At 53.2% G+C, this 12709-nt stretch carries 9 protein-coding genes; 2 read left to right on the forward strand and 7 right to left on the reverse strand.

What is annotated here, in order from left to right; translation table 11 throughout:
* Positions 1–248 precede the first annotated feature (248 nt).
* Together scpB and SH668x_RS05625 are read right to left on the reverse strand one after the other, a co-directional pair.
* Positions 249–977, reverse strand: a complete 729-nt coding sequence (gene scpB, locus SH668x_RS05620; RefSeq protein WP_437187717.1) for an SMC-Scp complex subunit ScpB — start codon at positions 975–977, stop codon at positions 249–251.
* On the reverse strand, positions 974–1813 hold the full coding sequence (locus tag SH668x_RS05625; protein WP_437187718.1) for a hypothetical protein: 840 nt from the start codon (positions 1811–1813) through the stop codon (positions 974–976). Before SH668x_RS05625 ends, scpB begins: the two co-directional genes overlap by 4 nt.
* Before the next feature lie 323 nt (positions 1814–2136).
* Between SH668x_RS05625 and SH668x_RS05630 the strand changes: the two genes are divergently transcribed.
* A complete protein-coding gene (locus SH668x_RS05630) occupies positions 2137–3447 on the forward strand; it encodes a 3-keto-disaccharide hydrolase (RefSeq protein WP_437187719.1) in 1311 nt (436 codons plus the stop codon).
* Positions 3448–3516: 69 nt separating this feature from the next.
* On the opposite strand, the gene SH668x_RS05635 is transcribed toward SH668x_RS05630, so the two are convergent.
* The 5 genes from SH668x_RS05635 to SH668x_RS05655 all read right to left on the reverse strand — a co-directional run bounded on the left by SH668x_RS05635 (position 3517) and on the right by SH668x_RS05655 (position 10895).
* Positions 3517–4470 carry a S1C family serine protease gene (locus SH668x_RS05635; protein WP_437187720.1) on the reverse strand — a complete coding sequence of 318 codons (954 nt, stop codon included), beginning with the start codon at positions 4468–4470 and terminating at the stop codon, positions 3517–3519.
* 309 nt (positions 4471–4779) lie between these two features.
* Positions 4780–8064, reverse strand: coding sequence for a DUF4332 domain-containing protein (locus SH668x_RS05640; RefSeq protein WP_437187721.1), 3285 nt, complete (start codon positions 8062–8064; stop codon positions 4780–4782).
* 49 nt (positions 8065–8113) lie between these two features.
* On the reverse strand, positions 8114–9235 hold the full coding sequence (locus SH668x_RS05645; RefSeq protein WP_437187722.1) for a hypothetical protein: 1122 nt from the start codon (positions 9233–9235) through the stop codon (positions 8114–8116).
* 362 nt (positions 9236–9597) lie between these two features.
* A complete protein-coding gene (locus SH668x_RS05650; RefSeq protein WP_437187723.1) occupies positions 9598–10410 on the reverse strand; it encodes an ExeA family protein in 813 nt (270 codons plus the stop codon).
* 53 nt (positions 10411–10463) lie between these two features.
* Entirely contained in the window at positions 10464–10895 is a 432-nt protein-coding gene (locus SH668x_RS05655) for a hypothetical protein (RefSeq protein WP_437187724.1), read from the reverse strand.
* A 263-nt stretch (positions 10896–11158) separates the two neighbouring features.
* On the opposite strand from SH668x_RS05655, the gene SH668x_RS05660 reads away from it, so the two are divergent.
* The gene (locus SH668x_RS05660) at positions 11159–12616 is read left to right on the forward strand and encodes a family 16 glycoside hydrolase (RefSeq protein ID WP_437187725.1); all 1458 of its coding nucleotides are present in this window, start codon (positions 11159–11161) and stop codon (positions 12614–12616) included.
* Positions 12617–12709: the final 93 nt, after the last annotated feature.

The following is a 12709-nucleotide window of genomic DNA, read 5'->3' on the forward strand; positions in this document are numbered from 1 at the left end:
GTTTCGCTCCGTCTGGGTGGCTGTGCGAAGTGCTGATCTGGGATAGAGCTGCAGTTTTTCTGGTCGAGCGTAGGAATGCAACGCTGCATCTGTCATCGACTCAAAGAGAACGTGTCCGTATGGTGTCACGGCAGAACCAGTGCGATCAACCGGAGCGTTTGAACGAGCTTTTGCCACCATTCGCCGCGACATACCCCTGAGGCAGGTGCTTATTCGCAATCGAACTCCCCAATCCCCAGTGGCAGCGACTAGGCGGCGGCAGATTGCTCGTCGGAAGCGTTGTTTCCGACTTTGACTCCCGGGCGACGGAGTTGCTCGGCCATTGGCAGTTCATCCAGGCTTGTGAACCCGAAGGTCTCCAGAAAGAGTCGAGTTGTCCCGTAAAGATAGGGGCGGCCCAGAGAGGTGTCTTCCCCTGTAACCCGGACGAGGTTCTTTTCCATCAGCTGCTTGATGATTTCGGCGGATTGAACGCCGCGAACTGCTTCGACATCCGCTCGCGTACACGGTTGCTTGTATGAAATGATCGCCAGAGTCTCGATCATCGGTGCTGAGAGTTTGAGTCTGGACTGGCGACGATGGACTCGATCCAGCCAGGGAGAGAGTGTACTCAGCGTGAGAAACTGGTATCCACCTGCGACTGGTTCAATACGAAATGGCGAACGTTCCGCATCGTAACAGGCATTGAGTTGTTCGATGAGTTCCTGTGCTTCCCGGGCGTCCGAGAGTGTGGCGATCTGAGCAAGTTTTTTTGCTGAGACGGCGCTCTCCGCAACAAATAAAGCCGCTTCAAGGCGGGCCATCTTCGGATGTCGTACGAACTGCGTTCCAGCGGACTCAACCGAAGTGGACTTCGATTGACGAGTTCTACTGAGGAGTTGATTCCACTTCCAGCCAAGACCGTTTGACGTCTGAGGGCTGCCAGATGTTGATCGGGGGCTCGGTCGGAATCCTGTACCGAAACGGAACGGCTTCATCGTGACTGGGAACCTGCAGTGAGAGTCAGGTTGCTGCTTCGAGAAGGAAAGTTCGACGCGGCGTAGCGGGTCCGCATCCATTTATCGACTTGTTGAAGTGTCTGATTCACAGCGAGGAGTGGATCCTCTGCTTCAGATTCAAATCGATGAACAATGTGCGGTGCATCACCAGGCGAGAAGACGCAGACAAAGAGGAATGATCCTTCTCCAACACCTTTTTCCAAATGGAAGTTTTTTACTCCCAGTTCAGACAGTCGCAGCGATGCCTGTCGCCACGTGAGGAGGGGACTGCCCGCTTCGAGTGAATCGTTGCGAGAAGTTTCAATCTTGCTGCTGGTCGAAAATGGTGAGTTGTTGTTTGAAATCGGTGAACTGTTCTTGGAGCTTGAGTCGCTGGACATCGCGAATGGTTGACGGGACTCATTTGCGAATGGGCTTGAGTTTGAAGCGGATGCAGTTGCGACTTGAGGGCGTTGATTTTCCCACGCTGCTGCGCTCTCTTCGAATGGAGAATTGCTGCTTTCCTGACGGGATGATGTCTCGAACAGGTTGCGGGAGTTCGAGGGTGGAAATGCGTCTGAGTTGTTCCGATGGCCAGACTTGTGGAGCGGAGCGTCCTCTTGGTTCTCTGTAATGTGTTGTGGTGCGTCACTTTGCGGGCTTTGCGTCCAGTTGAAAGCGTCTTGGACGTTTCTCATGACGTTGTCTCTGGTGGACGATTGCGCGCCGTTGGCCGGAACCAACTGCGGGATCCCAAAGATCGCCATTAAGCCGATTGCAGCGAGTGGGATCGAGAGCAACAGTGTAGCCAGAAAACTGGCGATTTTCGCGCCCATGGTGAGGACCTTCCATGCCAAACCTAAGCCACTAATCTCGTGTCGCTTCGAATCGGGATTGACCCCGAAAGGAAGAAATGCTTCGTGCTGTCGACTCGAGTAAAGGCATCCCAAACACGTCGAATCCAGTAGAATTTATTTGAAGACTGGGCTCGTTCGGGATGCGGGGGAGCATAAATGAGAATCGTGGATCAACACAATAACAATTTCGAAAGATGTTCGGCAAAGATTGCCGAAGCCCGGAATCGCAATTTGAAATGGGGTTTTGTATTCTGCGTTTATGTTGAAAGTTCAGTGATATTTCGTGAATTTGGAGACAAGCTTTGAGAATTTCCGCATCACTCCTGTTCTTGGCGGTAGCGCTTTGCCGCGTCAGTTTCGGTGGCGACAACGTCGCGCCCGAAGGATTCCGCAGCCTCTTTAACGGGAAAGATTTCTCCGGATGGCATGGGATGCCACACTACAACCCCGCCGATCTTGCTGCTGCAAGTGAAGAAGATCGGGCCAAGCTGTTGAAGGAATGGAATGACGACATTCCATTGCACTGGAAGGTGGAAGGCGATTCCATCGTTAACGACGGTCACGGTGTGTACCTGACAACAGATGAATCGTTCGGCGATTACGAACTCCTCGTCGATTACCGCACCTTCCCGAAGGGTGACAGCGGTCTGTATCTGAAAAACACACCGCAGGTTCAGATTTGGGATTACACTCAGACTGAAGATGGAGAACTCGGACGAGATCGTTCCAAGGGGTCAGGTGGTCTCTGGAACAACTCCCCAGGCAAGCCAGGTAAAGATCCTTTGGTTTTGGCTGACAGCCCATTGGGCGAGTGGAATACTGTTCGAGTCATTCAGGTCGGTTCCCGCACCAGCGTTTGGCTGAACGGCAAACTCGTCGTTGATCACGCGATCATGGAGAACTATTTCAATCGTGCGTTGCCGCTGCCCAAAGCTGGTCAGCTTCAGCTTCAGACCCACGGTTCCGAGATTTTCTGGAAGAACATCTTCGTTCGTGAACTTCCCGTTGCTGAAGCCAACAAGTTCCTGGCTGAAGACGCAGGCGAAGGCTTCACAAGCTTGTTCAACGGAAAAGACCTCACTGGCTGGACCGGCGGAACAGATTCCTACGAAGTCGTTGATGGGGCGATTCGCGGTAAGCACGGTGCGGGCGGTGTGCTCCACACTGAAAAAGAGTACGGCGACTTTGTCGTTCAACTCGAATTCAAACTTCCACCAGCAGGCAACAACGGTCTGGCAATTCGTTACCCAGGCCAGGGGAACGCCGCATATGACGGCATGACCGAACTGCAGGTTCTGGATTCAGAGCACGAAGTTTACAACACTCTCGACGCTCGGCAGTACCACGGTTCCGTTTACGGAATGATTCCGGCGACACGCGGTTACCTGCGTGATGTCGGTGAGTGGAACTACCAGATCGTGACGGTCAAAGGAACACACATCACTGTCGAACTCAACGGAAACGTGATTCTTGACGGTGACGTCGGTGCAGTAACTGAATTCATGGCGAACTCGGCTCATCCAGGCAAGGATCTCAAGAAGGGATTCTTCGGATTTGCTGGTCACCAGGATCCAGTTGAGTTCCGCAATATTGAGATCAAAGAGATCCAGTAATCTCCGCTGATTCGATGAAATGCGAGGACCGCCAGGCAAATTGTCTGGCGGTCCTTTTTTGTAAACGAGTTACTTTTGAGTCATTCCGGGAATGAAAAACTCTAAGAGTTCTTCATCCCGAATGACTTCGAGTTGCAGTGGCATTGTCGCTGGAAACAGCGAGAGCAATCGGTGCATGTCGTCGATATGACTGATGACACGATCGTTCATGCTGACAATGACGTCGCCGGGTTGAATTCCGGAGAGCCCTGCTGCGCCATTCGGTGAAAGCTCGACCACTTCAACTCCGTGAGAGACCAGAAGATCAAGATCGCGGATCACTTCATCAGTGATGCGACGAATGGTCCCCATGATCCCCAGTTGTCGACGTCGTACTGTGCCGTTAGTCAGAATTTCCTGAGTCACCCATGTGGCCGTGTTGCTCGGAATCGCAAATCCGAGTCCCTGCGCATTTGCAATGATCGCAGTGTTTACGCCAACGATCCGGCCCCGTGAGTCGACCAGAGGCCCTCCTGAATTTCCGGGGTTGATTGGAGCAGCATGTTGAATGATGTTCTCCATCAGGCGACCATCGACGCCCCTGAGGCTTCGTCGAAGTGAGCTGACGACTCCGGTTGATACCGTCGACTGCAAACCGAGCGGAGTTCCCATCGCGATGACAAGTTGGCCGACCCGGAGAGCATCTGAATTACCGAGTTTCGACGTCGGCAGGTCCCCGGTTGCGAGTCGGATGAGTGCGATGTCAGTAGAAGGATCGTCACCAATGACAGTCACGTCGATGCGATCTCCATCACACGTTTCTGCGAGTAGTTTTTGACGACCGTGCACCACGTGACTGTTGGTGATTGCGAAGCCGTCGGAAGTAATGACGAATCCAGATCCGATCCCAGTCTGAGGTTCGTTGACGGGATTCCGAATACTGATTACTGCCGGTGAAACCAATTCGACAACGTTTACGACTGCTTGTGAGTACGCGTCGAGGATGTCGGTTTCATCGATCGGAGGATGTCGAGTGTTCTCCATTTTCGCGTCCTCAGAGAAGGTGGTTGGTACGTTTCGGTTTGCCTCAATTCTATGAGTGGGGCTCGCAGGGAGAATGGGGGTGCCCAGCGGCAAAATGACGCGTTTCTGGCTGGGCGCGGAGCGGAAGGATGACTCGATGTCGCTGATCTGTCGGAATTGTTGAACCCATATAGGATTCCGGCGAATCTCGGGTCCGCAGCAACGAAATCAGGGTGATCCCGAATTCGAGATCACCCTGATTGAAGTCGCTAAAACGCGTTGTCGCGAGCGAACTGGACACCTATTTCCGCGGATCGATTCCGTCGGTATTCACGCGGCCTTCAGTGGCCGGGCATGTTGTGCGAAGTGAATCCAGTCGGTCACTTCTTCCAAATCCGGAACGCGGGAAGAGCGAAGCAGTCGCGCTCCTTCACGTGAGTTCACAAATGGACTGACGATCGCGAAGAGCTTGTTTGCAGACATCGAAGCAAGCGCTTCCGGAGCGACGATTCGGCAAGCGACGAGGACCTGAGCATCGTGACCGCGCAACTGAGGGACAGAGCAGACGAGATTCGCTTGCTGCTGCCATGCGAGTACAGTCTCTGGTGTCACTTCCCGACGCTTCAATCGGTGCGAAACGTCTGCTGGAATCTGGCTCAGAAGGTCCGAAACTGTTTCAATTCCGATCGCGTTGAGGCGTTCAGCCATTCGAGGACCGATAGACGGAGCGTCCACGATGGGACTGTCCTGATGCAAGTAGAACTTCCACTCCTTCGAGTTTTCAGACGGCAGTTCTTCGTCGTTCTCGTGAGTGTGTAAGTGGACCCGAGTTGTCGGATCTGACAGGCATGGCGTTGAGATCGCTCGCGGTTTTCCACGACCAGCCGAATCTTTCAATTGCACTTTGCGGCCGGCTGACCAGTTACAGGCGTCGACCCAGGTTCGTGCCGACTTGGCAGCCGTAATCCATTGTTCAATGTGCAGAAGTGTTGGCCACTCCGTGCGGATCAACCAGGACATCGTGTAATCCGTTGCGTGACGTGATCGCAGATCGGCAATCAGGTCATAAAGTGCGTTCGCGTCACAAGCCGCCAGTTCTTCTGGAGTCGAGATTCCACAGGACGCCAGCATTTGGGCATCGCGTCCTGTGAGGGTAGGAACGCAGCAGAGAAGGCGTGCTTCGTTCTGCCAGTTGCGGAGCGTGGCCACGGCAATCTGTAGACTGTCGAGCGGCATCTCCACTTTTTCTGGATCGAGTTCTACCAGTTCACTCACGCTGCGGACGCCGAGGGCTCCGAGGCGCCTCGACATTTGTTCCCCAAGTGAAGGAACTGAACTGATCGGGCTCGCCACCTGAAGCCAATGTGAATCTTCAGTCTGATTCAGAACGGGCCTCGAAGTGGTTGCTTGAGGGGGAGACGAGAAGCCTTCTGTGACCGTTGCTGGGGAGCTGGATGTGTTGACGACCGGGGACAATGTTCTTGATGCCAGTCCCGGAGATTTCGTCAGTTGAACAAGATTTGCTCCCGCTTCTTTGAAAAACTTTACGAGATGTTCCTGGCAGGAGAGCAGCAGGATCTGATGCGTTTCTGCGAACTCTATCAGGACCTCTGCGGCTGCCTGAAGTCGACCTTCATCGCTGTCGGTCAGCACGTCATCGAGAATGAGTGGCCACTCTGTCCCGCGTCGCTGGAATTCTCGGCACAGTGCTAAGCGGAAGCACAGGACTGATTGTTCCAGAGTTCCGCGGCTCAGGGCGGTCGCTGGCAATGCCTCGTTGTTGGCATCAACAATCAGGAGTTCATCTTTGGCGGCGTTCCACTTCATCCTTGGATGACGACCGACGGTAATCAGGTTCAATAGTCGAGAAGCCTCTGCGACGACTGGCGAAACGATTTCCGCATTCAGGTGCTTCTGCGTTCGCTTCAGCACCGTTTGCAACAGTGACAGTGATTGCCATTGTTCGCGAGTATCAGAGATCTTCTGCTCGATCGCCACGTATTCGTTATGCAGCGTCTGAGTGGTGTGATCGCAGGAAAATTCGCGCGCAGCCAGTATCAGTTGCTGAAGTTCAGTCCGGGCTGCCAGTAATTGTCGCGTTGTCGTTGCCCGCTGAGCACGCCAGTAGTGCCGGCGGTTGATGAGGTACGATTCCAATTCCACGTCACCCGGGCGCGCACTGGACACCTGAACCGTTCGTGTGTGGGTGACGGTCTTCTCAGCTGTGGAATGGGATGAAACTGGAACTGCGTGTTGAGTTGATGCAGACTCGTGACCTTCACAGCGACAACCGTTGGCGTCGTGCAAGTGTCTCAGGTGGACTCGATCACCGTGAGTTCGCTCTCCTTTTCGCATCAACTCGTCACGGCGGGCACGCAGACGTTGAATCTGGCGTGTGAGCTCGTGTTCGCAACGGTCGACACCTTCTCGTTGAGTTTCGAGAAGCGTTTGCTGATGAGCAGTCTGTTGGCGTCCCAGTTCCTGACAGATCAGCCAGACCTGTTCCCGGATCTGTTCGATGTGCGTTTGAAGTTGCTCAGGGAGTGTCTCACAGCGACATTCGGAGGCTGCCTGAAGATTGGCGAGGATCGTTGAAATTTGCGTTGTTTGATTTTCGATCTGAGAGATGGAATCGCGTTGACGCTCCAACAGACTGAACAAGTCCGGGATTTCGCTGCCGGCGTGGTCCGCTTTTGTGACGGACAGAGACATTCGGGACGCAGCCAAATCTCGTAGAACTTGCTGGATATGGGCAATCTCACCATCGATCGCTTTAATCGGGGCAGTCCAGTCCACAGCCGGAATCGCGACAGGAACTTGAATGATCTCTGTTTCTTCGATGAGATGTTCACGGGTGCTCCACAACCGATCCTGAGTTTCGGAAAGGTCGCATTCCACCGCGTGCAGCTCCTGGTCCTGCCAAGGTCCCAGAGTTGTGAGCTCATCAATCTGGTCTCGTAACGTTTGCAGATCAAGTTGCCATTGAAGGAGTTGCTTTCGCTGTGCTAACCGTGCCGCTGCCAACTCGTCTTTGATTCGTTCTTTTTGTTCCTCGAGTGCATGGATCGGGCTGCTTTGAGAGGCTGGCTCGTGCAGTTGGGATTTTTCAGATTCGAGTTTGTGCAGCTTTTCACTGATCCATTCCCCACCGTTTGTGCGGCTGGAAAGATCGATTGCCTCATCGTGGGCGAACTGAACTAACCCCGAGAGGTCGTGTGCTTTGTAGCCGATCGCTGCGTACAGCATGGAGAAGCGATGTTCTGGCATTTTTTCGATGGCAGCACGCACCGAAGCGACATCGTTCGCGGTCCCTTCCAGGAGCGAGATCGCCAGCGTGTCGGATTGGTCCGCTCGCGGTCGACGAATCACTTCGAATCGGCCAGAACTATTCTTCAGCGTCAGGCTTCCTCCCGCTAAATCGCTTTTTACAGGAGGGAGAAGTTTGACCTGTCGAGCGTCGTCGAAGCCGCACAGAACTCCACGCAGGAAATTGACAATGGTCGTTTTTCCAGAACCGTTTGTTCCGTAAATGACATTGAGGTTCGGCGAAAGATTCGAGATCTGGCAATGGGACAGAATCCCAAACCCACTGACATTAATTTCTTGCAGATACATCAGAATTCCTTGGAATCGACGAAAAATGAGAGCAGAGGCGTCCCGCGGATTATGTTTTGATTGTGAAGCTGTCCGAAAGTTCTTTGACGATTCGGACGCGACTTTGTTGGAAGGAGCTAGGCGTGTACGCGCGGATGGCGGCTTCCACGTTCGTTGACTGAAATTGCAGTGCAGCGGCATTGCAATCGTCCGTTGACAGATTCTCCGCCTCTCGCAACGCAATTCGGACTGCTCGAGAGTGAGACCACTCCTGTTCCTGTTCTGGCGCTGGGATCCAGATCAGACTGCGGTTCCACACACGATCGAGTGCGACGTTCTTCGCCCGTATCTCATCGAGGAGCGATTCCGGGGAGGAGCCGAGGAGCAGATCATTCCACAGTGGACCTGTTCCGGTCAGTTTCCAGTCGACAGCGACAATCCTAGAAGATGTACTTCGTTGGAGCGCACGAATGCTCTCAGCGATTGATTGGAGAAGCGATTTTCGAGTCGTTGTTGGAGAGATCTCGATCGCCTCTTCTCGCCAATCGACTGTCGATGTTGGCAGGATCTTGCAGACGAGCTTCTCTTCTGCATGGAGTTCCAGAAGAAGCATTCCTGTCGGTTCAAAGGAATTCATTCCATTGTGCTGAACCGGGAGCATTTTAAAAGAAGTCGACTGCGAGTCGTCAGTGGAGAACGCATGTACGAACTGCTGGCCTTGACCTGAAGCGAGGACGATTTCGGGAGAAGCCGAACTTCGAATTTGGATATTTGATGGATCATTGAGCGAGACCGTCGAAACGGACAGCACTCTTCCAGTTCGAATCGATCTGAGGGGAGTACGTTCTCCCTGTATGATCTTGATGACGTGATCAGGGTCGATCGCCCATTCCGGAAGGCAACCGAAATGATTGGCAGCCCAACCGATTTGAACGCCTGCGTTGTGGAGACGTTTGAACTGTTCTGTCAGAAAGCAGGCGAGCCTTGGTTCCGAATCGAAGTCTGCAATTGTGCCGCTGAGGATCAGAAAATCGACTTGATGAGCGATGGCTGAGTCGAAAATTTTAATCGCGGTGAGTTCACGTGCCTGATATGCGATTTTCCGGAACAATTCCGGTAGGTTGCTGATGGGATCCAACGGAACGTGGATCGTCAGTTCTGACGCCAGCAGAATACGGGTAGCTTGACCCATTGAATCGCCTCCGTGCGGAAATCTTGCCGTCAATCCGGTGGATCACGCCAAATGACGTCGATCTCACAGGCAAGGTCGCAACCACTCTGTTTCAAAATCCATGAGGCATCGTGATGCCCCCTGTGGTGTTGCCCCCAATTTTGTTCCGACTCCGTCAGAACTGAGTCGAACGTATCAGGGGTGTGCAATTTTGACAACAGGAGTTTTCTGGAGCGGTTTCAGACTTGCAGGGATCGCACGAGGAAGCTCTCTGGGGCTTTAATTGATCGGGACAAATTGAATGAGGGAAAACCCACCGAGAGTCTGCGGGAGATGCCCCGTTCATTCGATCTGATGCCGCTTCAATTGGAAGTCTGGAGGTATTAGGCAGCTACGGAAATGAGTTCTTCAGCTGCGGCTTCGATTTCAACTCGGTGAATGCTTTTGAGTTCATCCACGAATCCGACGAGAAGTGAGAGGTCGCAAAGTTGATTGATTCTTCTCGGAACTCCCTGAGTCAGTTCCCACAGCGATTGATTAGCTTTTGAGTCGAAGATTGGCTCGGTTCTTCCCGCGACATGGAGTCTATGTTGAACGTATTCAGAGACTTCCTGAGCGGTGAGCGGTTCTAGAGCAGTGCGGACCGAGACGCGTTGGTCAATGGCTGCGACTCTTTGAAGTCGGCTGAGGAGTTCTGTACGCCCAGCGAGGATCATTGAGAAGTCGGATCGTCGATCTTCCCTCAGGTTCAGGAGGAGTCTTAACGTGTTGATTTGCTGGTTCTCCAGCAGATGAGCATCGTCAATCACGAAGACAACATGCTGGCCCTGCTTCTGGAGCAGTTCTAGCTGCGTTTCGAGCCCTCGAAGAATAACGTCTTCGGGGTCGCGAGCGTTGACATCGCTTCCAAGACGGCTTGCGAAATAGGCCAGAATCGCAGTGGGGCTCAGCTGAGGAAATGACAGCCTGAGAAACTGAGGATTGGATTGAACAGCCAGTTCGGATTCGAGGACATGGGTGAGGAACGATTTCCCGACTCCATGCTCGCCCGCAATCACGCCCAGTCCTTTACGCTGTTCGATGAGATAGCGGAGCTTGAGCAACGCAGTCTGGTGCAGCTGGCTGGGGTAGTAAAATTCAGGCAGGGCGCCGTCATCAAACGGTCGGGTGCTCAGTTTCCAGTGGGCTTCGTACATAGTTCGTTTTGCTGATTTGGTTTCGTTGTGCCGCTGAGATCCGGATACGTCGCTTATTCTTCAGGTTCGATGCTTTCCGAGAGCCATACTGGAGCGTGCACTGGTTGCGGGTTTTGTTCCAGAAATCCGGTCTGCTTGATCGCGCCGAGTTGCTGCTGACCGCCTGACCCCTCAATGGGCTTCGCATCTCGATGTTTAAACGTGGCGGGTTCCTGAATGCGGACTGGTTTTTCTGTCGTTTCGAAAGGGTGAAACCGTCGGAGCGTTTCGGAGGTCTCGGCTGGTTCGTCGAGAAGTAAACTTGAAGAAGGCGTTGGGGTAAGTCGGCTGTAGAACGTCTCCTCCACCTGTACTGAGTCCGGAGAGGAGGAGGGAAAAGATGTGTTCTGCATGAGGCGACTGGCGAGAGGCCACATCGCTGCCAGTGATCCCGTCAGGCAGATCGCAGCGAAGCAGAACCAGTATACTGGTCGGATACTCTGCATTCGACTGGGCTCCTGTCTCGTGACGACTGAGATTGCAGTTGTCGTCAAGTTGACTTTTGGTCAGTTGGTGTTGTCGAGTTGACGTAAGCGTGGGCGCCCAACCTCACCCCTTCACTCATGCATCGGCGGGGACCGTGAGAAACTTAACGAAAAGAGCGATTAAGCCGTTCGTCATATGTTTGGACGCTTGAATCTTGTGGTGTGCTTTGTCCATACTCGGAATCCTTCAAGGATTTCGGACCAATTGCCGAGAGAGCTCGACCATGAAAAAACTTCCTCCGTCCCCCACACTTAGTCGTCGCTTGTTTCTGCGGATTTCCGCTGCTGCACTCGCGATCGGAACACTGGCACTGCCTCAGTTCTTAAAGGCTGAAGAGCCACAGAAAGATCCATACGGTGGATTCAAGATCGGGCTGCAAAGCTATAGCCTGCGTGAGTTTAGCGAAGAGGAAGCCCTGAAGCACACCGAAAAGCTCGGCCTGCACTTCTGGGAAGGGTTCCCCGGACACATCCCCATCAGCACTGTTCCTGCTTACATCGCAGAGCAAAAGGAAAAGCTGTCGAAGTCGAGCGTTTCTCTCGTTTCATACGGAGTCGTTGGCTTTGACGGAAATGAAGCGAAGGCTCGTGAAATCTTCGATTTCGCCAAAGCAATGGGACTTAGCTCCATCTCTGCCGACCCGAACCCTGATCAGGTGACATTCGACCTGCTCGACAAGTTGGTTGAGGAATACCAGATTCCGATTGCGATCCACAATCACGGACCTGGTCACCGCTATGACAAAGTTGACGACGTGTTGAAGGTCGTTGAAGGGCGCCATCCGCTGATCGGTGCATGCGTCGATACAGGCCATTACCTGCGAAGCGATGAAGACCCAGTTGAAGTGGCTCACAAGCTGGGGGCACGTGTCTTTGGCGTTCATCTGAAAGATGTACGGACCATTCGCGATGAGCAAGGAAAGCCAACAGGCAAGCAGTTCACAATTCTCGGTGAAGGGGATTTGAACGTCGTTGGATTCCTTCGTGCGTTGCGGGACATCAAGTACGATCGCAATCTGTCGATCGAATACGAAGAAAACCCCAAGAATCCGCTGTCGGATCTGGAACTGTGCCTCGCCCATGTTCGTCAGTCTGTCGCCTATCTGGATGATGAAGAAGAGGGCTTTGTCACGATCTGGGACGGAAAATCGTTCGACAATTGGAAGATCAATGAGTCTCCAGAAAGTTTCAGCATCAAAGATGGCGAGATTGTCGTGAATGGCGATCGCGCACACATGTTCTATGTCGGAGAACATGCTCCATTCAAAAACTTCATTCTGCGAGTCGACGTGAAAGCTGGCCCGAACAGCAACGGCGGAATCTACTTCCACACGAAATTCCAGGACGATGGCTGGCCCATCAACGGATTCGAAACTCAGGTAAACAACACGTACAACTCCGATCCTCGAAAAACGGGGAGCTTGTATTCCGTCAAAGATCAGCATCTGACTCTGATTCCAGACAACACCTGGTGGACTCAGGATGTCACAGTGGATGGAAAGAAAGTTGTGATCAAGGTTGATAACCGCGTTGCAACTGAGTGGACCGAGCCTGAAGGCTATCAGGCGGACGCCGGTTTCCCAGGGCGATATCTCCACGAGGGAACCTTCGCTTTGCAAGCCCACGATCCCGGCAGCAAGGTTTACATCAAGAACATCCGCGTGAAGAAGCTCCCGGATTAATTTTCGTCCGATTCTGATAACGGATCAGATTTCATTGAACAGACGCCGTGCAGCATGAAAGTGTTGCGGGCGTCTGTTCCTGTTTGAGGACGC

The organism is Planctomicrobium mucosum (genome assembly GCF_051466335.1).
Classification (GTDB): Bacteria; Planctomycetota; Planctomycetia; order Planctomycetales; family Planctomycetaceae; genus Planctomicrobium.